The 25128-nt window shown below is 74.7% G+C and carries 22 protein-coding genes and 3 tRNA genes; 17 read left to right on the top strand and 8 right to left on the bottom strand.

The features are described from left to right. Nucleotides 1–77 precede the first annotated feature (77 nt). Genes menD through AC3RKA_RS08620 form a run of 3 tightly spaced genes read left to right on the top strand, consistent with a single transcriptional unit; the run spans nt 78 to nt 4476 of the window. Nucleotides 78–2018, top strand: coding sequence for a 2-succinyl-5-enolpyruvyl-6-hydroxy-3-cyclohexene-1-carboxylic-acid synthase (menD, locus tag AC3RKA_RS08630; protein ID WP_489727122.1), 1941 nt, complete (start codon nt 78–80; stop codon nt 2016–2018). Continuing rightward, nucleotides 2015–3415, top strand: a complete 1401-nt coding sequence (locus AC3RKA_RS08625) for a geranylgeranyl reductase family protein (RefSeq protein WP_227448730.1) — start codon at nt 2015–2017, stop codon at nt 3413–3415. The genes menD and AC3RKA_RS08625 overlap by 4 nt, the downstream gene beginning before the upstream one ends. Further along, on the top strand, nt 3412–4476 hold the full coding sequence (locus AC3RKA_RS08620) for a polyprenyl synthetase family protein (RefSeq protein ID WP_144824435.1): 1065 nt from the start codon (nt 3412–3414) through the stop codon (nt 4474–4476). Before AC3RKA_RS08625 ends, AC3RKA_RS08620 begins: the two co-directional genes overlap by 4 nt. A 43-nt stretch (nt 4477–4519) precedes the next feature. Here AC3RKA_RS08620 and AC3RKA_RS08615 read toward each other — a convergent pair whose 3' ends face one another. From AC3RKA_RS08615 to rarD, 3 genes are read right to left on the bottom strand one after another with little or no spacing between them, the layout of a single operon-like run. Next, nucleotides 4520–5017 (bottom strand): HIT family protein, encoded by a 498-nt coding sequence (locus AC3RKA_RS08615; RefSeq protein ID WP_136940352.1) that lies wholly within the window; start codon nt 5015–5017, stop codon nt 4520–4522. After that, complete coding sequence (locus tag AC3RKA_RS08610; RefSeq protein ID WP_489727121.1) at nt 5014–5505, bottom strand: hypothetical protein; 492 nt, start codon at nt 5503–5505, stop codon at nt 5014–5016. The genes AC3RKA_RS08615 and AC3RKA_RS08610 overlap by 4 nt, the downstream gene beginning before the upstream one ends. Nucleotides 5506–5514: 9 nt before the next feature. After that, nucleotides 5515–6534: an EamA family transporter RarD gene (gene rarD / locus AC3RKA_RS08605; RefSeq protein WP_060775015.1), complete on the bottom strand. Its 1020-nt coding sequence runs from the start codon at nt 6532–6534 to the stop codon at nt 5515–5517. Nucleotides 6535–6676: 142 nt separating this feature from the next. On the opposite strand from rarD, the gene AC3RKA_RS08600 reads away from it, so the two are divergent. Beyond that, nucleotides 6677–8095: an FAD-dependent oxidoreductase gene (locus AC3RKA_RS08600; RefSeq protein ID WP_489727120.1), complete on the top strand. Its 1419-nt coding sequence runs from the start codon at nt 6677–6679 to the stop codon at nt 8093–8095. Nucleotides 8096–8136: 41 nt separating this feature from the next. Beyond that, nucleotides 8137–9432, top strand: a complete 1296-nt coding sequence (locus AC3RKA_RS08595) for an MFS transporter (RefSeq protein WP_489727119.1) — start codon at nt 8137–8139, stop codon at nt 9430–9432. Nucleotides 9433–9620: 188 nt separating this feature from the next. Here the strand turns inward: AC3RKA_RS08595 and AC3RKA_RS08590 are convergent, their stop codons facing one another. After that, the gene (locus AC3RKA_RS08590) at nt 9621–10124 is read right to left on the bottom strand and encodes a hypothetical protein (protein ID WP_489727118.1); all 504 of its coding nucleotides are present in this window, start codon (nt 10122–10124) and stop codon (nt 9621–9623) included. A gap of 40 nt (nt 10125–10164) precedes the next feature. Next, the gene (locus AC3RKA_RS08585) at nt 10165–10653 is read right to left on the bottom strand and encodes a YajQ family cyclic di-GMP-binding protein (RefSeq protein WP_002856881.1); all 489 of its coding nucleotides are present in this window, start codon (nt 10651–10653) and stop codon (nt 10165–10167) included. A 209-nt stretch (nt 10654–10862) separates the two neighbouring features. Between AC3RKA_RS08585 and AC3RKA_RS08580 the strand changes: the two genes are divergently transcribed. Together AC3RKA_RS08580 and AC3RKA_RS08575 are read left to right on the top strand one after the other, a co-directional pair. Next, nucleotides 10863–10944 (top strand) — tRNA-Tyr (locus tag AC3RKA_RS08580). Between the two features lie 232 nt (nt 10945–11176). Continuing rightward, entirely contained in the window at nt 11177–12955 is a 1779-nt protein-coding gene (locus AC3RKA_RS08575) for an AMP-binding protein (protein WP_489727117.1), read from the top strand. Between the two features lie 15 nt (nt 12956–12970). On the opposite strand, the gene AC3RKA_RS08570 is transcribed toward AC3RKA_RS08575, so the two are convergent. Beyond that, nucleotides 12971–13432, bottom strand: coding sequence for a hypothetical protein (locus tag AC3RKA_RS08570; RefSeq protein ID WP_396831561.1), 462 nt, complete (start codon nt 13430–13432; stop codon nt 12971–12973). A 203-nt stretch (nt 13433–13635) separates the two neighbouring features. Further along, on the bottom strand, nt 13636–14664 hold the full coding sequence (locus AC3RKA_RS08565; protein WP_396831560.1) for a DNA-3-methyladenine glycosylase family protein: 1029 nt from the start codon (nt 14662–14664) through the stop codon (nt 13636–13638). A gap of 162 nt (nt 14665–14826) precedes the next feature. On the opposite strand from AC3RKA_RS08565, the gene AC3RKA_RS08560 reads away from it, so the two are divergent. The 3 genes from AC3RKA_RS08560 to AC3RKA_RS08550 all read left to right on the top strand — a co-directional run bounded on the left by AC3RKA_RS08560 (nt 14827) and on the right by AC3RKA_RS08550 (nt 18989). Next, nucleotides 14827–16392: a pyridoxal-phosphate dependent enzyme gene (locus AC3RKA_RS08560; protein ID WP_060775021.1), complete on the top strand. Its 1566-nt coding sequence runs from the start codon at nt 14827–14829 to the stop codon at nt 16390–16392. A 61-nt stretch (nt 16393–16453) separates the two neighbouring features. Further along, nucleotides 16454–17713, top strand: coding sequence for a cystathionine gamma-synthase (locus AC3RKA_RS08555; RefSeq protein ID WP_406905301.1), 1260 nt, complete (start codon nt 16454–16456; stop codon nt 17711–17713). A 67-nt stretch (nt 17714–17780) separates the two neighbouring features. After that, nucleotides 17781–18989, top strand: a complete 1209-nt coding sequence (locus tag AC3RKA_RS08550; protein ID WP_489727116.1) for an amidohydrolase — start codon at nt 17781–17783, stop codon at nt 18987–18989. 39 nt (nt 18990–19028) lie between these two features. Here the strand turns inward: AC3RKA_RS08550 and AC3RKA_RS08545 are convergent, their stop codons facing one another. Further along, nucleotides 19029–19658, bottom strand: coding sequence for a hypothetical protein (locus tag AC3RKA_RS08545; protein WP_269600825.1), 630 nt, complete (start codon nt 19656–19658; stop codon nt 19029–19031). 309 nt (nt 19659–19967) lie between these two features. Between AC3RKA_RS08545 and AC3RKA_RS08540 the strand changes: the two genes are divergently transcribed. The 7 genes from AC3RKA_RS08540 to AC3RKA_RS08510 all read left to right on the top strand — a co-directional run bounded on the left by AC3RKA_RS08540 (nt 19968) and on the right by AC3RKA_RS08510 (nt 24968). After that, on the top strand, nt 19968–22115 hold the full coding sequence (locus tag AC3RKA_RS08540; protein WP_489727115.1) for a DEAD/DEAH box helicase: 2148 nt from the start codon (nt 19968–19970) through the stop codon (nt 22113–22115). A gap of 87 nt (nt 22116–22202) precedes the next feature. Continuing rightward, nucleotides 22203–22274 (top strand) — tRNA-Thr (locus tag AC3RKA_RS08535). A 60-nt stretch (nt 22275–22334) separates the two neighbouring features. Next, nucleotides 22335–22408 (top strand) — tRNA-Met (locus tag AC3RKA_RS08530). Nucleotides 22409–22497: 89 nt separating this feature from the next. Further along, entirely contained in the window at nt 22498–22791 is a 294-nt protein-coding gene (locus AC3RKA_RS08525) for a hypothetical protein (protein WP_049161645.1), read from the top strand. A 40-nt stretch (nt 22792–22831) separates the two neighbouring features. After that, nucleotides 22832–23281, top strand: coding sequence for an FAS1-like dehydratase domain-containing protein (locus tag AC3RKA_RS08520; RefSeq protein WP_002854745.1), 450 nt, complete (start codon nt 22832–22834; stop codon nt 23279–23281). Beyond that, nucleotides 23281–23772 (top strand): MaoC/PaaZ C-terminal domain-containing protein, encoded by a 492-nt coding sequence (locus tag AC3RKA_RS08515; RefSeq protein WP_216879510.1) that lies wholly within the window; start codon nt 23281–23283, stop codon nt 23770–23772. Before AC3RKA_RS08520 ends, AC3RKA_RS08515 begins: the two co-directional genes overlap by 1 nt. Then, the gene (locus AC3RKA_RS08510; RefSeq protein WP_216879511.1) at nt 23769–24968 is read left to right on the top strand and encodes a UDP-N-acetylmuramate dehydrogenase; all 1200 of its coding nucleotides are present in this window, start codon (nt 23769–23771) and stop codon (nt 24966–24968) included. The genes AC3RKA_RS08515 and AC3RKA_RS08510 overlap by 4 nt, the downstream gene beginning before the upstream one ends. Nucleotides 24969–25128 lie beyond the last annotated feature (160 nt).

Raw genomic sequence — 25128 nt, 5'->3', positions numbered from 1 at the left:
CCGGCGCCACCGCGTCACCGTGGCGGCCTCTCCGCGTCCGGGGCCCGTCCGCGCCCGGGCCTAGACTGGTGGCCACCATGACCTCCGTCGACTCCCTCTCCGTGGCGCGCGCCGTCGCCACCGCCCTGATCGACGCCGGCATGCGGGACGCGGTGGTCTGCCCCGGCTCCCGCTCCGCCCCGCTGGCCTACGCGCTCGCGGTCCTCGAGCGCGCCGGCGAGGTCCGCCTGCACGTGCGGGTGGACGAGCGCTCGGCCGGCTTCCTCGCCCACGGGCTCTCGCTGGCCTCGGGGCGCCCGGTGGGCGTGCTGACCACGTCGGGCACCGCCGTCGGGAACCTGCTGCCCGCCCTGATGGAGTCCTTCCACGCCGGCACGCGCGTGATCGCGCTGACCGCGGATCGTCCGCCCGAGCTGCACGGCACCGGTGCGAACCAGACCACGGACCAGAGGGACGTGTTCGGCACGCACGTCCGCCATGCCGCCTCCCTCGGCTGCGACGGGGCCGACGGCGTGGACGCCGAGCAGCATCTGCGCCACGTGCGGGCCACCGTGCGCCGGGCCCTGCTGGCGGCCGAGGGGGTCGTGGCCGAGACCGGCCCCGACGACGGCGGGCCCGGTCCGGTGACGATGGCAGAGGCCCCGGCCGGACCCGTCCACCTGAACCTGCACTTCCGCGACCCGCTCGTGCCGAGCCCTGAGGAGGCGGCCGCCATGGGCGCCGCCGCCGCGGCGCCGCACACCCCTGCTCCGGCCGTCGCCCCGACCGGCGCGAGCCCGGCCGCCGCCGCGTCGGCCTACCGGGCGCCCGGGGCGGTGCTCTCGGGACTGCCCGAGCTGGACGTCGCCCGCCTGGACCAGCGGCGCACCGTCGTGCTGGCCTGCCACGGTGCCGGCCCCGCGGCCGCGGCCTTCGCGCTGTCCCTGGGCCTGCCCCTGCTGGCCGAGCCGTCCTCGAACGCGCGGTTCTCCGCCAACGCCATCGCCGCCTATCCGCTCCTGCTGGGCGCGGCCGGCGGCCGCGACGCGGACGCGCACCCCCTGGCCTCCCGCATCGAACGGGTCGTGCTGTTCGGCCGGCCCACGCTCACCCGGACGGTCAACGCGCTGCTGGCCCGCCCCGACGTCGCCACGGCCCTGCACGCCCCCGAGCCCGCACCGTGGTTCGAGCCGGGCCGGCGCCGGGAGACGCCCGTGGAGACCCTCGAGGAGCTCGCCGCCTTCGCCGGGCAGGGCGAGCCCGGCTGGCTCGCCGCGTGGCAGCACGCCTCGATGCGCGCCCAGGCCGCCGTGGAGGACGTGCTCGTCACCACCGACGCCGGCGACCGGCTCAGCCCGCAGACGGTGGCGCACGTGAGCGCCGCCATGGTCCGGGGCCCGCTCGTGCTGGGCTCGTCCTCGGTGATCCGGGACGTGGACCTGACCTGGCGGCCCCCCTCGGCGCCGGACGCGGAGGTGTACGCCAACCGCGGGCTCGCCGGGATCGACGGGACCGTCTCCACGGCCGCGGGCGTCGCACTGGCGCGCGGACGGCGGACCGTGGCCCTGCTCGGCGACCTCACCGCCCTGCACGAGGCGGGCGGCCTGCTCGTGGGCCCCACCGAGACCGAGCCGGACCTCGACCTCGTGGTCGTCAACGACGACGGCGGGGCGATCTTCGCGAGCCTCGAACACGGGGCCGTGGCCGAGGCGCCCGGCATGGCGGACCCCGTCGAACGGCTCTTCGGCACCCCGCACGGCGTGGACCTGGCCGCCCTGGCCGCCGCGTACGGCCTCCCGTACACGCGGGTCACCGACCGCGTCGACCTCGTCCGGGCCCTGTCCGACCCGGTGCGCGGCCGGCGTCTGCTCGAGGTCCGCTGCGACCGCGCCGACCGTCCGCGCGTCGCCGCCGCCCTGGCCGCGGCGGTGCGCGCCACGTTCCCGCCCGCGTGCCCCGTCCCGGACCCCGCGCCGGACGCCGGCCCGGCCCCCGCCCCGCCCACCGCCGAGCTCGCCGCCGAGGAGGCCCCCCAGTGACCGACACGCCGACGTCGCCCGCGCCCGACTCGACCCCCGCCGTCGTGCGCCGTGCCGACGTGCTGATCTCCGGCTGCGGCCCCGCCGGCGCCACCGCCGCCGCCCACCTCGCCGCGGCGGGGCTGGACGTGGTGGTGCTCGAGAAGACCGCGCACCCGCGTGAGAAGGTCTGCGGCGACGGGCTGACCCCGCAGGCGGTCCGGGAGCTGCAGCTGCTCGGCGTGCCCCACCGGGGCGAGCCCGGCGACGACGGCGGCTGGCGCGTCATCCGCGGCCTGCGGCTGCGCGCGGGCGAGCGCAGCGTGGACGTGCCGTGGGCGCCCACCCAGACCTGGCCGGACTACGCGCTCACGCGCACCCGCCGCGATTTCGACGCCCTCCTGGCGGACCTGGCGCGCACCCGCGGCGCCGAGGTCCGCGAGCGGCACGCCGTCACCGGCGTCGTGCAGGACGAGGCCGGACGCGTGGTCGGGCTGGACGCGGAGCTGATCGCGCCGAACGGACGCAAGACCGGCCAGACCGCCCGCTTCACCGCGCCGATCGTGCTCGCGTGCGACGGCGTCTCGGCCCGCGCCGCCGTCTCCGCGGGCCTGCACCGCCGCGAGGACCGGCCCATGGGCGTGGCCGTGCGGGCCTACTACACCGCCGGTGCCGCCGTCGACGGGGCGATCCCCGCCCCGCCCGGTGACCGGGGGGAGTGGATGGAGTCCTGGCTGCGCCTGCCGGACGCCGAGGGCAACCCGCTGCCCGGCTACGGCTGGCTCTTCCCGCTGGCGGACGGCACCGTGAACGTGGGCCTGGGCATCCTGGACACCTCCCCGCAGTTCGGGAAGCTGGACTACCGCGGGCTGCTGAAGTCCTGGACCGGGGCGCTCACCGCGGACTGGGGGATCGCCGAGCAGACGCGCACCTCGCGGATCCTCGGCGCGGCCCTGCCGATGGCGTTCAACCGCACCCCGCAGCACGTGCCGGGCATGCTCCTGGTGGGCGACGCGGCCGGCATGGTGTCCCCGTTCAACGGCGAGGGCATCGGGTTCGCGATGGAGGCGGCCCGCCTCGCCGCGGACCTGGCGGTGCAGGCGCACGCGGCCGGGACCGACGGCGCCGCGGACGCGATCCTGTCCCGTTACCCGGTGATCACCCAGCACCTGTGGGGCCGCCACTTCGCCCTCGGCGCCCGGTTCGCCCGCCTGATCGGCGATCCGCGCGTGATGAAGGCGGCACTGGGCGCCGGGATGGCCGCACCCCCGCTGCTGCGGGCCGCGGTGAAGGTCATGGGCAACACGGTGGACGCGCGGGGCGGCGACGCCGTCGACCGGGCCGTCCGCGTGCTCGAGGCGCTCACCCCCGCGCTGACGACCGCGGGCGGCGCGCCGTTGGGTAGGCTTGCCCGGTGACCACCGCAGACCCCGGCTTCGCCCTGCCCTCCGGCTTCGAACCCCTCGCCGAGCACGGCCGTGTCCTGGAGGTCGTGCTGACCGCGCTCGAGCAGGTCGAGGAGCAGCTGGACACCGCCCTCGGCTTCGACGACCTGTTCTCCGACACCGCCGCCCACCACCTGATGGCCGCCGGCGGCAAGCGGGTCCGTCCGGTCCTGACGGTGCTCGCCTCCCTCCTGGGCGACCCCGCCCTGGCCTCCGGCGAGGTCGCCGACGTGGACGCGCCCGCCCGCCAGGCCGCCGTCGTGATGGAGCTGACGCACCTGGCCACGCTGTACCACGACGACGTGATGGACGAGGCCCCCGTGCGCCGCGGCGCCCCCGCCGCCCACCGGCTGTGGGGCAACTCGGCGGCGATCCTGGCCGGCGACCTGATCTTCGCCCGCGCGTCCCAGCTCATGGCCGAGCTCGGCCCGCGGCCCGTGCAGATCCAGGCGGACACCTTCGAACGCCTCGTGCAGGGCCAGCTGTGGGAGACCCGCGGTCCGGCCGAGGGCGCGGACCCGATCGAGCACTACTACGCGGTGCTCTCCGGCAAGACCGGCTCGCTGATCGCCGCGGCCGGCATGCTCGGCGCGCTGCTGGGCGGGGCCGACGAGGCAGCCGTCCAGGTGATGCGCGCCTACGGCGAGAAGGTGGGCCTGGCCTTCCAGCTCGCCGACGACCTGATCGACCTCACCGGCGACGCCGAGCGGATCGGCAAGGTCCCCGGCACGGACCTGCGCGAGCGCGTGCCCACCCTGACCACGCTGCTGCTGGCCCGCGCGGCGCAGGGCGAGGGGCCGGAGGCGGAGGACGCCCGCCGGGTGCGCGCGCTCGTGGACGGGCCGCTCGACACCGACGAGCAGCTGGCCGCCGCCGTCGCCGCGCTCACGGGCCACCCCGCCATCGACGAGGCGTGGGCGATCACCCGCGGCTGGGCGGAGCAGGCCAAGCAGGCGCTCGCCCCGTTGCCGGACTCCGCCGTGAAGACGGCGCTCGAGGCGTTCGCCGACTACGTGGTGGGTCGCTCGGCCTGACGCCGCGGTCCGCGGCGTCGCCGCCTCGATCCGGGGCGGCCGCTCAGTCCAGGCGGGTCGGGGCGGGGTCCAGCGCGGCCGCGAGCTCCCGGGCCTTGAGGGCGCGGACCTCCGGGGCCACCGGGTGGCGCAGCTGCCGGTAGAGCAGGTCCCCCTCGAAGCGCGGGAAGACGTGCAGGTGGTAGTGCCACACGTGCTGGTTGCCGGCGGGTTCGTTGTGCTGGCGCGTGGAGATTCCCTCCGGGGCCCACGCACGCTTCATGGCCAGCGCCACCTGCTGGGCCATCAGGGCGATGCGCTGCAGCACGCGCGGGGGCAGGTCGTAGAGGTTCTCGTAGTGCTCGGCCGGGCAGACCATGGCGTGACCCTCGTGCTCGCCGAACCCGTCCACCGCGATCAGCACGAGCAGGTCCTCGTCCTGGTAGACGGTGTCCCCGAGCTCGCAGCGGTTGCCCGGGTCGGAGACGTCGCCGGCCACGAGCCCGCAGAACGGGCAGACGTAGCCGTCCGGGGCGTGGGAGACCGGGGCGGGCGCGGTCACCGGTCCGGACCCTCGTCGTCCTCGGGGTCCTCGAAGGTCCACGCGAGCAGGTCCGTGAGGAACTCGCTGAAGGTGCCGCCCTCGTCCTGCCACTCGCCCTCGGGGGCGTCGGCGCCGGCGGAGCGCCGCCACACCAGTGGGTCCGGCAACGCCAGGTTGTCCACCGGCAGACCCCAGACGACCGTCTCGTCCGCGTCCTCCAGGAACATGAGGAAGCCGTCCCGCACCTCGAGGTCCTCGGGGTCCCACACGTAGTGGTCCGTCTCCATGAGGTCCCCGCAGTTGCCCAGGGCGAGGTAGAACTCGCGCAGGGCGGCCGGGATCATGAGCCCGGCGCCGAGCTGCTCCGCCGCGGGGGACTGGGCCAGCCGGGCATCGACGTCGGCCGGGGAGAGGCCGTCGTCCTCGGCCCAGGCGTCACCCAGCAGGTCCGGGACGAGCCGCTGGAAGGCCGGGAGGTACACGGGGGCGGGGGGCTTGGCGGGCATGCGGCCAGTCTAGGCCCGAGCGCCGTCCCCGGCCCGGACCGCCCGACGCTGCAGGCGGGAGGCGTTCAGCTGGTCGAGGGTGAACACCGCCAGCGAGAGCCAGATGAGCCCGAAGCCCGCCCAGCGGGCCGCGGGCATCTGCTCGCCGAGCACCGTGACCGCCACGAGGAACTGCAGGATGGGCGCCGTGTACTGCAGCATCCCGAGCGTGGTCAGCGTCAGGGAGCGGGCCGCCGCCGAGAACAGGATGAGTGGAACGGCGGTGGCCACGCCGAGCCCGGCCATGAGCCAGAAGTGGCCGGGGCCCTCGGTGACGGTCGTGAGCAGCCCGGCCTGCGCCAGCAGCGCGCTGCCCACCACGAACACGGGGATCAGCACCACGGTCTCGGCGGTCATCGCGGTCACCGCGTGCACGGGGGAGGGGAAGCGCTTCTTCACGAAGCCGTAGAGCCCGAACGAGGTGGCCAGCCCGAGCGCGATCCACGGCACCTGCCCCATCGCCGCGGACATGACGACGACGGCGGCCACCGCGATCCCGACGGCCACCCACTGGCCCCGCCGCAGCCGCTCACCGAGGAACAGCACGCCGAGCAGGACGTTCACCAGCGGGTTCATGAAGTAGCCGAGCGAGGCCTGCAGCACGTTGCCCGTGGTGACCGAGACCGCGTACAGCAGCCAGTTCACCGCGATGATCCCGGCGGCCAGACCCGTGGTGCCCCACCGGCCCGGTGTGCCCAGGGCCGCGCGCAGCTCCTGCAGGCGGCGCATCACGGTCAGCAGCAGCAGGCAGAAGATCAGGGCGAAGCCGATGCGCACCACCACGATCTCCAGGGCCCCGGCGGGCGCGAGCACCGCCATGTAGAGCGGCAGCAGGCCCCACACGAAGTAGGCGGTGAAGCCCAGGGCCAGCCCGCGCGGGTCGTCGGCCGGGGCGGGGGAGACGGTGGGCAGGGCACCGGTGTCGGGGGCGGCGCCGTCGGGGGTCGCGCCGAGCCGGGCAGAGGGGGAGGAGGGGCTCACGCGGACCACTGTACGGTCCGGGTGAGCACTCTCACCCAGGTTCCTCCCGGTTGCGCCGGTAGACTGGGGGGTCGATCCCGCGCGCCGGTGCCGGGCCTCGCCCCGCGCTCCGCCGGCGTGCCCCGCCGTCGTCGAAAAGGACCCACCCGCCGTGACCGTTCGCCCTGACCGCCCGTTGCGCATCGCCATCATCGGTGCCGGACCCGCCGGGGTGTACACGGCGGACATCCTGACCAAGGAGGAACGGGACTTCCGGGTCAGCATCGACCTGTTCGACCGGTACCCGGCCCCGTTCGGTCTGATCCGCTACGGGGTGGCCCCGGACCATCCGCGCATCAAGGGCATCGTGACCGCCCTGCACAAGGTCATGGACCGCGGGGACATCCGTTTCCTGGGCAACGTGGACTACGGCACGGACCTGAGCCTGGCGGATCTGCGTCGGCATTACGACGCGATCGTGTTCTCCACCGGTGCGGTGCGGGACGCTGTCCTGGACGTGCCGGGGGTGGAGTTGGCCGGCTCGTTCGGTGGCGCGGACTTCGCGTCCTGGTATGACGGGCACCCGGATGTGCCGCGGCATTGGCCGTTGGAGGCCACGCAGGTGGCGGTGATCGGCAACGGGAACGTGGCCCTGGATGTGGCCCGGATCCTGTCCAAGCATGCCGAGGACCTGCTGCCCACCGAGATCCCGGACAACGTGTACCGGGACCTGGCCGCCTCCCCGGTCACGGATGTGCATGTGTTCGGTCGGCGTGGGCCGGCGCAGGTGAAGTTCACCCCGTTGGAGCTGCGGGAGCTGGCGCATTCCCGGGATGTGGACATCGTGCTGTACGAGGAGGACTTCGACTTCGATGAGGCCTCGGAGCAGGCGATCGAGGAGAACAACCAGGTCCGCACCATGGTGGGGACGCTGACGAACTGGCTCATGGAGCAGGAGGACCGTCAGCAGAGCGCCTCGCGTCGGCTGCACCTGCATTTCCTGCAGGCCCCGGAGGAGTTCCTGGACGAGGACGGCGACGGCCGGGTGGACGGTCTGCGGATGCGCCGCATGGAGTTGGACGGTTCCGGTGGGGTCCGCCCGAGCCAGGAGACCGTGGACTATCCGGTGCAGGCGGTGTACCGGGCGGTGGGCTATTTCGGGTCCCCGGTGGAGGGGGTGGAGTTCGATGAGGTGCGCGGGGTGATCCCGAACGCGGAGGGCCGGGTGCTGGACGCGGACGGTGCCCCGGTGCCGGGCCTGTACGCCTCGGGGTGGATCAAGCGGGGCCCGGTGGGGTTGATCGGGCACACCAAGGGTGACTCTCTGGAGACGATCACGCATCTGATCGAGGACGAGCCGGGGCTGTGGACGGCCCAGGAGCCGTCGGAGGAGTCCGTGATCGAGCTGCTCGAGTCCCGTGAGGTGCCGTACACGACGTGGGCCGGCTGGCATGCCCTGGATGAGCATGAGAAGTCCTTGGGTGCGCAGGCCACGCAGGCCGGTCCGGTGGCGCGGGAGCGGGTGAAGGTCGTGGACCGGGAGGAGATGACCCGCATCTCCCGCGACGGGGCCTCCGTCCCGTCCGTCTGATCCGGGGCGGGCCCTGGCCGCCCCGGCGCTAGGCTTCCGGGGTGGCCCGCCTCCTCGTCGACATCACCCCGCTGCGGGTCTCACCCGCCTACCGGCGGCTGTGGCTCGGCAACACGCTCTCGTACGTGGGCACGCAGCTCACGCTCGTGGCGGTGTCCCTCGAGGTGTTCGCCCTGACCGGCTCGTCGTTCGCGGTGGGCCTGCTCGGCCTCGCCGCGCTCGTGCCGCTCGTGGTCGCGGGCCTGTACGGCGGCGCGATCGCAGACCGGCACCACCGCCGCCGCGTCGCGCTGACCTCGTCGGCCGTCATGTGGCTGACCACGGTCGGCATCGCCGCGCAGGCCTGGGCCGGGCTGGAGTCGGTGCCGGTGCTGTACGCCCTCGTGGCCCTGCACTCCGGCGCGTCCGGCATCAACCAGCCCACCCGCGGCGCGATCATCCCCGCGCTCGTGGGCCTGCCGCTCGTGCCGGCGGCGAACGCGCTGAACATGATGACGTTCTCCGTGGCCCTCATGGTCGGCCCCATGCTGGGCGGCGTGCTCGTGGGGGCGGTCGGCTACGCGTGGACCTACTCGATCGACGTCGTCACCTTCCTGGCCGCCCTGTACGCCGTGTGGCGGCTGCCGTCCCTGCCGCCGCAGCAGGCCGAGGCCGCGGCCGCCTCGGGCGCGCGCGGGGGCCTGGCGTCGGTGGTCGAGGGCCTGCGCTTCCTCGGCTCGCGACCGAACCTGCGGATGACCTTCCTGGCGGACATCGTGGCCATGACGACGGCGTTCCCGCGCGCCCTGCTGCCCGCCATCGGCGCCGTGGTGCTCGGCGGCGGTGAGGCCGCCGTCGGGGTGCTGCTGGCCGCGATGGCGGCGGGCGCGTTCCTCGCGGGGCTGTTCTCCGCCCCCTTCACCCGCCTGCACGCGCAGGGCTGGGGCGTGTACGTCTCGATCCTCGTGTGGGGCGGGGCGGTGGCCGCGTTCGGCGGCGTGGTGTGGTGGGCGCGGTCCCTGCCCGACGGCGATCCCCGCCTCACGCTCGCGTTCGCCCTCGCCGCGCTGTGCATGGGGGCGGGCGGGGCCGCGGACTCGCTCTCCGGCGTCTTCCGCGGCTCGATCCTGCAGTCCGCGACCCCGGACCATCTGCGCGGCCGGCTGCAGGGCGTGTTCGTCGTGGTGGTGGCGGGCGGGCCGCGGCTGGGCGAGCTGATCACCGGCGGTGCGTCCGTGGGCCTGGGGGAGGGGCCGACCCTGCTGGCCGGCGGCGTGCTGTGCATGCTCGGCGTGAGCGCGCTGATGCGGTGGCAGCCCGGCTTCCTGCGCTACGACGCACGGAACCCCACGCCCTGAGCGGGCGTGGGGTTCCGTGACGGTGGCGAGGCGGGAGGCTGCGAGCCAGCGAGCGCCGAGCCGGACGTCTCTGCCCGTGAGCCAGATGATTCTGCTGCAGATCGGGCCGCGAAACCGCCGAATCGTCTGGCTCGCGTCGGCCTGAGCCGCCGTCTACGGGAGCCACCACGACGACGGCGGCCGGCGGGTCAGCGGTCGCGGTCGGCCTGGATCGTGGCCGGGACCGCGCCACCCAGGCGCGTCCAGTGGCGGACGAGGTCCTCGTCCGGGGCCGCCTGGAGCGTCTCGCGGGCCGCCTCCTCCGCCTTCTTGATGCGGCGCTCCAGACTCTGGTCCGCGCCCTCGTAGGCGGCCGCGTGCCGGTGGGAGCGCAGCGATCCGACGTCCTCCGTGCGACGTTCCACCACCGCGAGCTGCTCGGCGATCGCGTCCTGGTTGGCGCGCTGGGCCTTCAGGTTCGCGGGGGCGAGCACCTGGGCCACGAACCCGTGGTCGAGGAGGAGGCCGCGCGGGGCGGCGAGGCCGTGACGCAGCGCGAGGTCCACATGGTCGTCGAAGGTCAGGAGCATGGCGGCCTTGGTGAACTTCAGGTCGTCGACCGGGCGGCCGTCCACGCGGGCCCGGGCCCGCGCCCGGCCGATCGTGGTGTCGGCGGACCACACGGCCCCGCGAGGGTCGATCAGGTACAGCATGGGGACTCCTGGTGGGATCGGAGGGGAGGCGGCGTGCGGATCAGCGGAAGTTCACGAACTGCAGGTCCGCGTCCTCGAAGTCCTTGAGCATCGCGATGACCGACTGCAGGTCGTCGCGGGACTTGGAGGACACGCGCAGCTCGTCCCCCTGGATCTGGGCCTTGACGGACTTGGGGCCCTCGTCGCGGATCAGCTTCGTGATCTTCTTCGCGGTGGGCTGGTCGATGCCCTCCTTCATGGTCGCCTCGATGCGGTACTCCTTGCCGGAGGCGAACGGGGCGCCGGCGTCGAGGGACTTGAGGGAGATGCCGCGCTTGACGAGCTTGGACTCGAACACGTCCTTGACGGCCTTGACGCGCTCCTCGGAGGAGGCCTTCATGAGGATCTTCTCGCCGGAGAAGTCGATCTCGGCGCCGACGCCCTTGAAGTCGTAGCGCTGGGCGATCTCCTTCTGCGCCTGGTTCAGGGCGTTGGACACCTCCTGGCTGTCCACCTTGCTGACGACGTCGAACGTGGAATCGCTGGCCACGGGTGCTCTCCTTCAGGGTCTGCGGACGGGGTGCGCCCCTCGACGACGGCCACTGCGGGGCCGCGCGGGGCGCTCTGCGGGCCAGCCTACCGGGGACGGCGGACGCGGTCCCGGGCCGATTGGCGGCGTGGCGCGGGGATGCTGTACAGTCGACTCTCGCCCGACCGGTGCGGTCGTCCTCGAGACGCCCAGCAGCCGCCGGGTGGCACGGCAGATTTCCCGAGCGGCCAAAGGGGGCTGACTGTAAATCAGCTGGCACTGCCTTCACTGGTTCGAATCCAGTATCTGCCACCGGAACGAAGACCCCGGGACCACACGGTCCCGGGGTCTTCTGCCGTCCGGGGCCCGGGCCGGGGCCGGGGCGCCCCCCGTGTCCCCGCCCCGGGAGGTGGCGGCCTCCCGCCCGGCGACGTAGCCTGCCTGTGGTCCGTGTCACATCCGATGCCCTCTGCGGTCCGGCGGCGGCACGGCCGTGCATCGTGACGCCGTGCGGCGCCGCCCGAACGTCCGCGAGGAGCGCCCGATGACCGAGTCCACCGCCCCCGAGTCCTTCACCCAGGGACCGACCGACGTCGAGCTGCTCGAGCAGACTCTGGCCCACAACCTCGACGACACCGCCCGCCGGTTCGCCGACCGCGCCGCGCTCCTGGAGTGTGGACCGGACGGGGACCCGGCCACCGGCCGCACCTGGACCTACAGGCAGCTGCGTGAGGAGTCCGTGACGGTGGCCAAGGCGCTCATGGCCGCGGGCTACGAGGCGGGGGACCGGATCGGCATGTGGAGCCCCAACGTCGCCGAGTGGGTCTCGCTGCTCTACGGCGCGGCGCGTGCCGGCGTCATCCTCGTGAACCTCAACCCGGCGTACCGCGCCCACGAGCTGACCTACGTGGTCGAGCAGTGCGACATGCGCGGGCTGGTGGTGGCCTGTGCGGACGCACGCATGGACCCGCCCGCCACCGCACGCGCCGTGGCCCGTGAGTCGGCGCCGCACCTGCGGCAGCTGATCATGCTGCCGGCCGGGAGCGGCGAGGACGCCTACGCGCACGTGCAGGCCGGCGACGTGGCCGGCCGGCACGCCGCAGATCCCGTGGCCGAGGGCACGTGGGCCGACTTCCTGGCCGGGGCCGCGCGGGTCTCGGACGAGGACCTGGCCGTGCGCGAGGCCGCCACCCGGCCGGCGGACCCCGTGAACCTGCAGTACACCTCGGGCACCACCGGCTTCCCCAAGGGCGTCACGCTGACGCATCGCAACGTGCTGAACAACGGCTTCCACATCGGTGAGCTGCTGGGCTACACGGAGGAGGACACCGTGGTGATCCCGGTGCCCTTCTTCCACTGCTTCGGCATGGTGATCGGCGTGATCGCCACCGTCTCCCACGGCTCGCTCGCCGTCATCCCGGCGCGCAGCTTCGAGCCGGTCTCGGCGCTGCGGGCGGTGGCCGCCACCGGTGCGACGAGCCTGTACGGCGTGCCGGCGATGTTCATCGCCATGCTCGCCCGGCCTGAGGCCGACGCGTTGGACCTGTCCACGCTGCGCACCGGCGTGATGGCCGGCTCCACGTGCCCCGTCGAGGTGATGAAGAAGGTCATCGACCGGTTCCACATGTCCGAGGTCGCCATCTGCTACGGCATGACGGAGACCGCGCCCGTGTCCACCATGACCCGCCGCGACGACTCCCTGGAGGTGCGCACCCAGACGGTCGGCCGGACCATGCCGCACGTGGAGACGAAGATCGTGGACCCCGTCACCGGCGACATCGTGCCCCGCGGGGCCACGGGCGAGCTGTGCACTCGCGGCTACTCCGTGATGCTCGGCTACTGGGACGCCCCCGAGAAGACCGCCGAGGTGCTGGACGCCGAGGGCTGGATGCACTCCGGCGACCTCGCCTCCATGGACGAGGACGGCTCCGTGCGCATCGAGGGCCGCATCAAGGACCTCGTGATCCGCGGTGGCGAGAACATCTCCCCGCGCGAGGTGGAGGAGTTCCTCTACACCCACCCGGACATCCAGGACGTCCAGGTGGTGGGCGTGCCGGACGAGAAGTACGGCGAGCAGCTCATGGCCTGCGTGATCATGAAGGACGGCGTCGAGCCGCTCACGGTGGACGCCGTCCGCGAGTTCGCCGCGGGCCGGATCGCACACTTCAAGATCCCGGCCCACGTCCGCGTGCTCGACGCCTTCCCCATGACCGTCTCCGGCAAGGTCCGCAAGGTCGAGCTGCGCGAGGAGGGCGCGAAGGTCGTCCAGGCCCAGGCCCAGGCCCAGGCCCAGGCCCAGGCCCAGGCCCAGAGCGTGGGCTGACGGCGGCCGTCACCCTCAGGCGGCGGGCAGCGGGAACACGTCCCAGATGGTGCAGACCGCCTCGGGGGCGGCGCCCAGGATGGCGGCACGGTAGGTGGTCGACCACGCCCTCGGGTCGGCGTCGCGCAGGCGCCACGTGCCGTCGGTGAGCACCGCGTCCACGAACGCGGAGGTGTCGGCGGGGCTGCCGTCCTCGTGGACCAGGGGGCCGCGACGCAGGGCCTCGCCCAGGTCGCCCGCCCGGCCGACGGCGTAGAGCGCGGTCTCGTCCGTGTCCAGCACGAGGCCGCAGTCCTCCTCGAAGGCGGTGATCCAGGCCATCGCGTGCCGCATGGCCTCGTCCGGGTCGGGATGGCGGGTCACGATGAGCACGGAGCCACGCGCGCCCGGACGCAGGGAGCCGGGCGTGCCGGGGCCGTGCGGGTCGGGCTCGCGCGGGGCGGCGGTGTGCGGGCGGGGCTCGAAGGCGGTGGTCATGGCGGTCTCCTCCCGGGTGGGGACGCATCAGGGTCCCGGCGGCGCCGCACCGGTCGGGGCGGCATCGCCCACGCTAGGAACCCGGGGCGGGCGGCCGGTCGGGCCCGGCCGGGCTGGGGAGGACACGCCGGGAGCAGCGGCCTGTGCAGGAGCGGACGGGCCGCGCGGACGCGCCGGCACGGCCTCGGCCACCCGGCGTCGCGTCAGTGGGCGCGGTGGTCGGCCGGGGCGAGCTTGGGCCCGAACGCCTGCTTGCGCTCTCCGGAGAGCCCGATCATCCGCACCACCCGCTGCCGGTGCCCGGCCCACGGCGCGAGCAGGCGGAGCATCCCGGCGTCGTCGGTCCGGCGTCCCGTGAGGACCTGCCCCACGAACTGCGCCAGGTGGTAGTCGCCCACGGAGACGAGGTCCGCCGCCCCGTGGCTGCGCTGCAGCGCCTCGGCCGTGGTCCACGGTCCGATCCCCGGCACCGACTCCAGACGCCGGGCCAGCGCGGCCAGCCCGGCCGTGTCCCCGGGGGCGACCGCGTCGCCGAGCCGGTCGATGCTCGCGGCCCGCCGGGCGACCTCCAGCACGGTCCGCGACTGGGAGGGCTGCACCCAGGCCCGCGCATGCCAGTCCCACGAGGGGATCCGCAGGACGGCGGCCGGGGTCGGCGGCGGCAGCATCCCCGGCGGCACCGGGCCGGGGGCGGGCCCGTCGTCGTCGATCCGGGCGGCCAGCCGCACGAGGGTACGCCAGCCGTGCCGCGCCTGGTCGTGGGTGACCTTCTGCTCGAGCACGACGGTGAGCAGCTGCCGGGACAGCGCGCCCGCTGCCGGCAGCCGCAGTCCGACCCGCGTCCGCCGCGCCTCGCGCACGTGCCGCGGCAGCGCGGGCGCGCCGGAGTCCGGCCGCAGCAGGGCGTCGAAGGCGCCCCAGCCGTCGTCGTGCAGGCCGAGCAGGCGTTCCACTCCGGCGACGGCGGCGCTCGCGCCCGCGCCCCACGCGCGGGCCGTCACCGCGGTGCCGCCCCCTGCGGCCTCCCGGGCACCGGAGACCAGCAATGACGTCGGCCGGCCCGGCCCGCCCGGCGCCGCGTCCGGGGCAGGGGAGCGCAGAGTGAGCCAGACGCCCTGCGGTGTGGCGCGGACCGTGGGGTCGGCCGCGCCGCGCTGCAGGGGGCGCAGGGTGAGCGCGACGTCCACGGGGGCGGGCACGCGCACGCGGCGCACGGCGTCCGGGGCGGTCATGCCCGCACCGTACACCCGGGCCCGGACAGGACGACGCCGGCCGTGACGGCACCCACGCCGGGCGTTGCCCCGCGTGTCCGGAGCCCTCCTCCAGCGTCCGGCCGCTGGCGTAGCGTGGGGTGCGTGACTGAACAGACCCCCGCGCCCACCCCTGCGCAGCCCATGCAGTATGCCGAGAACGTCCTCGAGCTGATCGGGCGCACCCCGCTCGTGAAGCTGCACTCCGTGACGGAGGGCATCGAGGCCACCGTCCTGGTGAAGGTCGAGTACCTGAACCCCGGCGGCTCCGTGAAGGACCGCATCGCGCTGAAGATGATCGAGGAGGCCGAGCGCGAGGGCCTGCTCGGCCCGGGCGGCACCGTCGTGGAGCCCACCTCGGGCAACACGGGCGTGGGGCTGGCCCTGGTCTCGCAGCTCAAGGGCTACCGCACCGTGTTCGTCACCCCGGACAAGGTGGGTCAGGAGAAGCGGGACGTGCTCAGCGCGTACGGCGCCGAGCTCGTCGTCACGCCCACCGCCGTGGACCCGACGTCCGAGGAGTCCTACTACGGGGTCGCCGACCGCCTCGTGCGGGAGATCCCCGGGGCCTATCAGCCCAACCAGTTCTTCAACCCCGCCGCCCCGGCCTCCCACTACGAGACCACCGGCCCGGAGATCTGGGAGGACACGGCCGGACGCGTCACCCACGTCGTGATGGGCGCCGGCACGGGCGGCACCATCACGGGCACCGGCCGCTATCTCAAGGAGGTCTCGGCGGACCGCCCGTCCGGTCCCGTCCGCGTGATCGGCGCGGACCCCAGCGGCTCGGTGTACTCCGGCGGCGCCGGCCGGCCCTACTTCGTCGAGGGCGTCGGCGAGGACATGTGGGTGGACAACTACGACCCCGCGGTCCCGGACGAGGTCATCGCCGTCGAGGACGCCGACGCCCTGGCCATGACCCGCCGTCTCGCCGCCGAGGAGGGCCTGCTCGTGGGCGGCTCCTCCGGCCTGGCCGTCGTCGCCGGCCTGCGCGCCGCGCGCGAGCTCGGCCCGGAGGACGTCATGGTGATCGTGCTGCCCGACTCGGGCCGCGGCTACCTCGCCAAGATCTTCAACGACCCGTGGATGGACGAGCGCGGCTTCGACTACGACGTCCGCGAGACCGTGCTGCCGGCGTGGGCGCGCGGGCGCACCCGCTCGGCGGTCCCGCAGACGGACGACGACGGCGCCACGGGGGCCGCCGGCGGGGCCGGCACGCCCGTCGAGGCGCTCGAGCACGCCGACGCCGAGCCGGCGACCCGCGCGGGCGCCCCCGCCGAGGCCGACCGCTGGTCCGCGACGGCGGGGGAGCTGCTGGCCGAGAAGGCCGACCTGTTCCCCGGCTCCGTGCCCACCCTCGTCACCGCGGCCCCGACCACCTCGGTGGCGGACGCCGTCGCGACCATGAACCGGTACGGCGTCGACGCCCTGCCCGTGGTCCTCGAGCCCCGACACGACCTGCGGATCGGTGAGGTCCGCGGCACCGTCTCCGCGGCCGCGCTCGCGGACGCCCTCGCCGCGGGGCGGGCCACCGCGCAGACCCCCGTGGCCGACGTCATGGGCCCCGTGCTGCCCAGCCTGGGGGCGCGCACCCCGCTGCGCGCCGTCGCCCGCCGCCTCGCCCAGGACCCCGTGCTGCTGGTGCTCGAGGCCGGCCGCGTCCAAGGCGTCGTCACCCTGCACGACGTCCTCGCCCACGTCACCGCCTGAGGCCGGCCGCACCGGCCGCGCCCGCCCCACCCGACCCGATCTCTCCGAGGAGGCTCCCGAGATGACCGAGCAGAACGTCCACGAGGACCCGCACGCCACCACCCCCGACACCGGCGCCGAAGACGCCCCCGCCCACCCCCGAGGGGGAGGCTTCGGCACGCGCGCCGTGCACGCGGGCCAGCACCTGGATGAGGTGTTCGGCGCCGTCGTCCCGCCGATCCACCTCTCGAGCACGTACGCGCCGACGGCCGTCGGCGAGCTGCGGCGCGGCTACGACTACGGCCGCGGCACCAATCCCACCCGGGACGCGCTGCAGGAGCAGCTGGCCGCGCTCGAGGCGGGCGTCGACGAGTCCGGCGCGCCCCGGGCCACCGGCCTCACGTTCGCCTCCGGCCTGGCCGCGGAGACCGCGCTGATCATGGGCGCGGGCCGGCCGGGCATGACGATCGTGCTCGGCAACGACGTGTACGGCGGCTCCTACCGCCTCATCTCCCGCGTGCTCGCCCCGTGGGGCGTGGAGCACGTCGTCGTGGACATGGGGGACGCCGAGCAGGTTGCCGCCGCCGTCGAGCGCGCCGCCGCCGCGGGGCCGGTCATGGTGTGGCTGGAGACCCCGTCCAACCCGATGATGAAGATCTCCGACGTCGCCGCGGTCGCCGAGGCGGCCCACGCGCACGGCGCCCTGCTCGTGGTGGACAACACCTTCGCGACGCCGTACCTGCAGTCCCCGATCGCCCTCGGCGCGGACGTGGTGGTGCACTCCACCACGAAGTACATCGGCGGCCACTCGGACGTGATCGGCGGGGCGCTCGTGATCCCGGACGCCGCACTCGCCGAGCAGGTGAAGTTCCAGCAGTTCGCGGCGGGGGCCGTGAACGGGCCCCTGGACGCGTACCTGACCACGCGCGGCCTCAAGACGCTCGGGGTGCGCATGGACCGCCACCAGGCCAACGCACAGGCCGTCGCCGAGTGGCTCACCGGCCGCGCCGAGGTCTCCCAGGTGCTCTACCCGGGGCTGCCGGACCACCCCGGCCATGAGCTCGCGCAGCGCCAGATGCGCGGTTTCGGCGGCATGGTCTCGATGCGCCTGGCCGGCGGCGCCGCGGCGGCCCGCCGCGTGGCCGAGTCGACCCGCCTGTTCCAGCTCGCCGAGTCCCTGGGCGGCATCGAGTCGCTGATGAACTACCCGGCGGAGATGACCCACGCCTCCGTGGCCGGCACCGAGCTGGCCGTCCCGGACGACCTGCTGCGCCTGTCGGTGGGCATCGAGGACGCCGACGACCTCGTGGCGGACCTGGAGCGGGCCCTGGACAGCCTCTGACCCGCCGACGTCCGTGCCAGAGGTTTGCGCACGGGTGGGGAGCACCGGGCGGCGTAGTGTGATGGGCATGACCCTCACCGCCTTCGTCAACGCCCATGTCGTCCCCGTCGCCGCCGAGCCGTTCGACGGCACCCTGCTCGTCGAGGACGGCCGGATCACCGCGCTCGGCCCCGACGTCGAGGCGCCCGACGGCGCCGAGGTGGTGGACTGCGAGGGACGCTGGCTGCTGCCCGGCTTCGTGGACGCGCACGTCCACCTGGGCATGCACGCCGAGGGCGAGGTCGGTGCGACCGCGGACGTCAACGAGATGACGGACCCCGTGATGGCCGGGGTGCGGGCGATCGACGCCGTCGACCCGAACGAGCCGGGCTGGAAGGACGCCCTGGCCGGCGGCGTGACCACCGTGAACGTGAACCCCGGCTCGGGCAACCCGATCGGCGGCCAGGCGGTGGCGTTGCACACCCACGGACGCACCGTGGACGAGATGGTGCTGCGCAGCCCCTCGGGCGTGAAGTCCGCCCTCGGCGAGAACCCCAAGAACGTCTACAAGGAGAAGGGCCGCACCCCGTCCACGCGGCTGGGCACCGCTCTCGTGATCCGCAAGGCCTTCATGGAGGCCCAGGGCTACATGGCCCGCCGCGCGGAGGCCGAGCGCGAGGGCAAGCCCTTCACCCGCGACCCCCACCTCGACGCCCTCGCCCTCGTCCTGGAGCGCACGATCCCCTGGCGCCAGCACTGCCACCGCACCGACGACGTCGCCACCGCCCTGCGCCTGGCCGACGAGTTCGGCTACGACCTCGTCCTGGACCACGGCACCGAGGCGCACCCGCTGGCCGACCAGCTCGCGGCCCGCGGCGTGCCAGTGCTGATCGGCCCGCTGTTCACCACCAAGTCCAAGCCGGAGCTGCGGGGCCGCTCGATGCGCAATCCGGGGCGTCTGGCGCGGGCCGGCGTCGAGATCAGCATCATCACCGACCACCCGGTGGTGCCCATCGACTTCCTCGTCTACCAGGCCGCGCTGTCGGTGAAGGAGGGCCTGGACCGGGAGACCGCCCTGCGCGCCATCACCCTGCATCCCGCGCGCGTGCTCGGGCTGGACGACCGCATCGGCTCCCTCGAGGTGGGCAAGGACGCCGACCTGGTGCTCTGGTCCGGCGACCCGCTCGATGTCATGCAGCGGGCCCTGCGCGTGTGGATCGGTGGCCGTCAGGTCATGGAGTACGACCTCGCCACGGCCCGGCCCGTCGTCGTCTCCGCCCGTCCCGTGGAGGACTGAGCGGCGCCGCCGCCCGTCGGCGGGGCGGGACGCGCGGGTTCAGCGCCGCAGGCGCGAGCGCACGGGCGGCAGCCAGACGAGCGCGGCGCCCAGGAGCATCACGACGGCGAGGATGATCAGCAGGCCGTTGGCCCGCAGGAACGCGGGGGCGGCCAGCAGGACGGCGATGAACGTCAGGGTCCCGATCGCCGAACGACGGCGGCGCAGCAGACCGATCCAGCCCCACAGGGACGCCGCGGCCAGCAGGGCGACGGCGGTGCCCATCGTGAACTGCCCCGTCGCGCCGCCGAGCACGCCCACCGACTCCATGCCGGTGAGTGGATCGATGACGGGCTCGCCGCTGTCCTGTGCGCGGGCCCCGTTCCAGAGGAACGCGCCCGCGATGCCGATCAGCACCACGGTGACCGCGAGCCAGTAGAGGCGCGCGACCTTCAGGAGCGGGTGGACGAGGCCGGCGTCGGACTCGGCCGCGTCCCGCGCGGCCAGGTCGCGCTCGCGGTCCGCGCGGCGCCGTTCCAGGCGCTCCTCGTCCTCGGCGGTGAGGCGGGCGCGCTCGGCGCGCAGCCGTGCGTCGTCGGCCCGCTGATTCTCCCGGAAGGACTGGGCGGCGCGGCCGGCGGCCCGGCCGAGCCCGCGGGCGAGGGGGCGGTCTTCGCTGTTCTGGGGCACGTGCCGAGCCTATCGTCCCGGCCGGTGCGCGGCCGGGGTGTCCGAGGGCACAGCCCGGCCCGGGGTCCGGTGGCGTAGACTGGGCTGACCGGATCCGGTCTCTCCCCCTGTGATGAGTGAGCGTGGACGCGTGTGCCACGCCGGACTGCAGATGTCTGTGCAGATGTGTGTGCGGGCCACGAACGTCGTGGCCCTCGGGGGCTGCCGGGTGGACGGAATCATCTGACCCAGCTGGCCCCTGCGCCCCACGACGTCGACCCGCGACCGACGTCCTCGGGCGTGCGCCCGCGCATCCCCACAGGAGGACCCATGTCCGACATCCTCGATCCCCAGACCACCGCCGAGGCTGCCCCCGAGCTCGCCGAGGCGCAGCAGGAGGCCACCGGGACCGTCCCGCAGGTCGACGCCGCCGAGCCCGCCGCCCCCGAGGCCCCCGCCGAGCCCGCCGGCCCCACCTTCCTGGACCTCGGCCTGGACGCCCGCGTGCTGGCCGCCGTCGAGGAGCTGGGCTACACCCGCCCCTCGCCGATCCAGGAGGCGACCATCCCGCTGCTGCTGGACGGCCGCGACGTCGTGGGCCTGGCCCAGACCGGCACCGGCAAGACCGGCGCGTTCGCGCTGCCGGCGCTGTCCCGGCTCGCCGAGACCACGGACGTGAACGGGCGCGCGGACACCCCGCAGGTGCTCGTCCTCGCCCCGACCCGCGAGCTCGCCCTCCAGGTGGCCGACGCCTTCGACAGCTACGCCAAGCACCTCGACGACGTCTCCGTGCTGGCCGTGTACGGCGGCTCCCCGTACGGCCCGCAGCTGGCGGGCCTGCGCCGGGGCGCGCAGGTCGTCGTCGGCACGCCGGGCCGCGTGATCGACCACCTCGAGCGCGGCTCGCTGGACCTCTCCGACCTGCAGACCCTCGTGCTGGACGAGGCGGACGAGATGCTGCGCATGGGCTTCGCGGAGGAGGTGGACCGCATCCTCGCCTCCACCCCGGACACGAAGCAGACCGCGCTGTTCTCCGCCACCATGCCCCCGGCCATCCGCCGCATCTCCGCCCAGTACCTGAACGCCCCGGAGGAGGTGGCCGTCGCCCGTCAGTCGACGACGTCCGCCACCATCCGCCAGCGCTACCTGCAGGTGGGCCACCAGTGGAAGTTCGAGGCCCTGAGCCGGATCCTCGAGACCGAGGAGCACGACGGCGTCATCGCCTTCGTGCGCACCCGTGCCGGCACCGAGGAGCTCGCCCAGAAGCTCACGCGCGCCGGGTTCAAGGCCGTGGCCATCTCCGGCGACATCGCCCAGAAGCAGCGCGAGAAGACCGTCGAGGACCTGAAGGCCGGCCGCGTGGACATCCTCGTGGCCACCGACGTCGCCGCCCGCGGCCTGGACGTCGAGCGCATCTCGCACGTGGTCAACTACGACATCCCGCAGGACGCCGAGTCCTACGTGCACCGCATCGGCCGCACCGGCCGCGCCGGCCGGCAGGGCGACGCCGTGCTCTTCATGACCCCGCGTGAGCGCTTCCTGCTCAAGCAGATCGAGCGGACCACCCGCCAGCAGGTCGAGGAGATGGCCGTGCCCTCCGTCGCCGACGTCAACGCGGCCCGCAAGCGTCGCTTCGCCGACGGCATCGCCCGCACCCTCGAGCGCGCCTCGGAGGAGGAGCTGGCGGTGTTCGGCGAGATCGTCGCCGCATATGTCGACGAGCACGAGGCCGAGCCGGCGCGCGTGGCCGCCGCACTGGGCATGATGGCCCAGGGCGGTCGCCCGCTGCTGGCCCGCGAACAGGAGATCCCGTTCGGCGGCGGCCGGGGCCGCAAGGACCGCGACGGCGGCCGCGAGGGCGGGCGCGACGGCGGCCGTGAGCGCGGCACCGGTGACGGCCGCGGCTCGCGTGGCCCGGCCCGGGAACCCGCGGCCGGCAACGCGACGTACTGGATCGCCGTCGGGCACCAGGACCGCGTGCGGCCGGGCAACATCGTGGGCGCGCTGGCGAACGAGGTGGGTCTGCCCGCCTCCGCCATCGGCGCGATCGACCTGCGCGGCAACCACTCGCTCGTCGAGCTGCCGGCGGACCTGACCTCGGCCCAGCTCGAGGCCGCGGCCAACGCGGAGATCAACGGCCGTCGCCTCGGCCTGCGCATGGACACCGGTCGCCCGACCCGCGCCGAGCGCGACGGCGAGCACCGGGGCGGCTTCCGCAAGGACCGCGGCGAACGCGGCGGCTTCCGCGGGGACCGCGACGGCGGCCAGCGCGGCGGGTTCCGCAAGGACCGGGACGACCGGGGCGATCGCGGCGGCTTCCGCAAGGACCGGGACGACCGCGGCTCCCGCGAGGATCGCGGCGGGTTCCGCAAGGACCGGGACGACCGCGGCTTCCGTGGCGACCGCGGGGGACGCCCCGGCGGCCGCAAGCCCCGTTGGGGCGCCCAGGAGCGCTCGGATCGGGGCGCCCGCCGCTGATCCGGCCGGGGTGCGGACCCCGCCGGAGGCCGTGGCCGGGGCCGATTTTGCATCGGCCCCGGGGCCCTGGTAGAGTCTCACCTCGTTGCCCCGATAGCTCAGTGGTAGAGCGCCATCTTGGTAAGATGGAGGTCCCGGGATCGATTCCCGGTCGGGGCTCTGACATGAGAGCCCGCCCTCGCGGCGTGAAAACCGTGAGTGCGGGCGTTCTCGTGTCGTGGCGGCGTAGCTCAGCTGGTTAGAGCGCACGACTCATAATCGTGAGGTCGGGGGATCGAGTCCCCCCGCCGCTACGGAATCGGACGGACCCGGTCACCTCCTCGGAGGGGCCGGGTCCTTTCGCGTTCCGGGGCCCGTCCGTCGCGCCGGTAGCCTGGCGGGCATGTCCACGCGTCGCCCCGCTCACCAGCCCGCCCGCGGCACCGCCGCGCCCCGCGGCTTCGTCTCCCCGTGGGAGCACGGCTCCCGGCTGTACCGGACGCTCGTGCTGACCGGCTCCGCACTGTTCCTCGTGGGCATCGTGCTGGCGGTCGTCGGCGGGACCACCGGACGCCTCGCCGTCTCCGGGACCGCCCTGGGCGTGCTCGGCGCGGGCGTCGCCGTGCACCTGTCCGCCCAGCTCGTGCGCTTCCGCCAGGCCGCCCGCCGGCAGGGGGAGCGGCGCCCCGGCCGTTAGGCTGGACGGCAGTCGAGAACCGTCCCGCAGGAGGCCCGAGTTGAGCGTGAACCCCGACGTCGCCGGGCGGAGCTATCCGCCCGCGCCCCCCTTCCAGGTCGGTCGTGAGGCGGTCCGCGGCTTCGCCGAGGCCGTGCAGGCCCAGCATCCCGCGCACCACGACGTCGCGGCCGCCCGGGCCCTGGGACACGCCGACCTGGTCGCCCCACCGACCTTCGCCGTCGTCATCGCCCAGCGCGCCGAGGCCGCCGTCGTCGCCGATCCCGAGCTGGGGATCGACTTCTCGCGCGTGGTCCACGCGGACGAGCGCTTCGTCCACCACCGCCCGCTGGTGGCCGGGGACGAGGTCGTGGCGACCGTGCGGGTCGAAGCCGTGAAGTCCCTCGGCGGCAACCGCATGGTCACCACCGTCACCGAGATCGCGGATCTGGACGGCGCACCCGTCTCCACCGTCACGTCCACCCTGCTGGTCCGGGGAGAGGAGTCCTGATGAGCACCGCCCGCCGCCTGTCCGACCTCGCCCGGGGCGAGGTGGTCGGCACGCGCACCGTCACGTTCACCCGCGCCGACCTCGTCGCCTACGCGGGCGCCTCCGGCGACCGCAACCCGATCCACTGGTCCCCGACGTTCGCCGAGCACGTCGGCCTGCCCGGCGTCATCGCCCACGGGATGCTCACCATGGGCGCGGCCGTGCAGCTCGTCTCGGACTGGGCGGGCGACCCGGGCGCCGTCGTCGACTACCAGACCCGCTTCACCGGCATGGTGCCCGTCGCGGACACCACGGGGCGCACGGACGACGACGGCGCGCCCGTCCCCGGCGCCACGCTCGAGGTCGTCGGCACGGTCGGCGCCGTGGACGAGGCCGCCGGGACCGTGCGGATCGACCTGAACGTCACCAACCCGGACGCGGCGAAGCCGCGCGTGCTGACCAAGGCGCAGGCCGTGGTCCGCCTGGCCGACCCCGCGGGGGAGAACGCGTGAACGAGCGGCTGGCGGACCACACCACCACCCGCGTCGGCGGCCCCGCGCGCGCGTGGGTCACCGCGCGCACCGAGGCCGAGGCGATCGAGGCCGTGCGCGCCGCCGACGCGGCGGGCGAGTCGGTGTTCGTGCTCGGCGGCGGCTCCAACACCCTCATGGCGGACGCCGGCTTCCCCGGCACCGTCGTGCGGCTGGCCTACGAGGGCATCCGCCTGCTGGACGGGCCGGTGCCCGGCGAGGGCGAGACGCCGCCTGCCGGCGACGGGGCCCGGCCCGCGGGCCACGAGGGGGAGGCCGTCCTCGTGCGGATCGCGGCGGGCCACCCCTGGGACGGCGCCGTCGCATGGACCGTGGCGCACGGGCTCGGCGGGATCGAGGCGCTCTCGGGCATCCCGGGCTCGGCCGGCGCGACGCCCGTGCAGAACGTCGGCGCCTACGGCGCGGACGTCTCGCAGGTGCTCGTCGCCCTGCGCGCGTGGGACCGGGAGGCGGGCGACGTCGTCGAGCTGACGCCGGCGGACCTGCGCTTCGGCTACCGCGACTCCGTCATCAAGCGCTCCATGCTGGAGACCGGCGCGCCGAGTCCCCGGTGGATCGTGCTCTCGATCGACCTGCGGCTGCGCCGCGCCTCCTCCGACGCCGAGCCGACGGCGCCGGTCCGCTACGGGCAGCTGGCGGCCGCGCTCGACGTCGAGGAGGGCGCCCGTGCCCCGCTCGCGGTGGTCCGCCGCGAGGTGCTGGCCCTGCGCGCCGCCAAGGGGATGGTGTCCGACCCGGCGGACCCGGACACATGGTCCACGGGCAGCTACTTCACGAACCCGATCGTGCCCGCGTCCGTGCGGGCCGCCCTGCCCGAGGGCGCCCCGGCGTTCGCGGCCGGGGAGGCCGAGGACGGGACGCCGCTCGTGAAGCTCTCGGCGGCCTGGCTGATCGATCGCGCGGGCTTCGCGAAGGGCTTCGGGCTGCCCGAGGTCGCCCCCCGCGAGGGCGGGCCGGACGGCCGCGGAGCCGACGGCACCGGCCTGGCCGGAGGCCGCGCGTCGGTGTCCACGAAGCACACCCTCGCCATGACCAACCGCGGCGACGCGACCACCGAGGACGTCCTGACGATCGCGCGCACCGTGCGCGACGGCGTGCGCGAACGCTTCGGCGTCGAGCTGCACCCCGAGCCGATGATCATCGGCACCAGCCTCTGACCCCTCACTTTCGTTCGGGAAACGACGCCCCCAGGAGTGCTTTCGTTCGGGAAACGGCGCCCGCCAGCGGGACGGGCGCCGTTTCCCGAACGACGACGCCCGAACACCCGCCGTTTCCCGAACGAAAACGGGGGCCGGGTGCGCGCCTCCGCGCCGGCGT

The organism is Micrococcus sp. iso_229 (assembly GCF_058072725.1).
The sequence above is the reverse complement of the archived record's forward strand: the minus strand, read 5'-3'. Positions and strand labels throughout refer to the sequence as shown.

Coding starts and splice junctions, on each gene's coding strand:
- AC3RKA_RS08550 (WP_489727116.1), top strand. CDS start 17,781: ATGACCCTCACCGCCTTCGTCAACGCCCATGTCGTCCCCGTCGCCGCC.
- AC3RKA_RS08515 (WP_216879510.1), top strand. CDS start 23,281: ATGAGCACCGCCCGCCGCCTGTCCGACCTCGCCCGGGGCGAGGTGGTC.
- AC3RKA_RS08540 (WP_489727115.1), top strand. CDS start 19,968: ATGTCCGACATCCTCGATCCCCAGACCACCGCCGAGGCTGCCCCCGAG.
- AC3RKA_RS08570 (WP_396831561.1), bottom strand. CDS start 13,432: ATGACCACCGCCTTCGAGCCCCGCCCGCACACCGCCGCCCCGCGCGAG.
- AC3RKA_RS08590 (WP_489727118.1), bottom strand. CDS start 10,124: ATGCTGTACCTGATCGACCCTCGCGGGGCCGTGTGGTCCGCCGACACC.
- AC3RKA_RS08560 (WP_060775021.1), top strand. CDS start 14,827: ATGCAGTATGCCGAGAACGTCCTCGAGCTGATCGGGCGCACCCCGCTC.
- AC3RKA_RS08525 (WP_049161645.1), top strand. CDS start 22,498: ATGTCCACGCGTCGCCCCGCTCACCAGCCCGCCCGCGGCACCGCCGCG.
- AC3RKA_RS08565 (WP_396831560.1), bottom strand. CDS start 14,664: ATGACCGCCCCGGACGCCGTGCGCCGCGTGCGCGTGCCCGCCCCCGTG.
- AC3RKA_RS08610 (WP_489727121.1), bottom strand. CDS start 5,505: ATGCCCGCCAAGCCCCCCGCCCCCGTGTACCTCCCGGCCTTCCAGCGG.
- AC3RKA_RS08555 (WP_406905301.1), top strand. CDS start 16,454: ATGACCGAGCAGAACGTCCACGAGGACCCGCACGCCACCACCCCCGAC.
- menD (WP_489727122.1), top strand. CDS start 78: ATGACCTCCGTCGACTCCCTCTCCGTGGCGCGCGCCGTCGCCACCGCC.
- AC3RKA_RS08575 (WP_489727117.1), top strand. CDS start 11,177: ATGACCGAGTCCACCGCCCCCGAGTCCTTCACCCAGGGACCGACCGAC.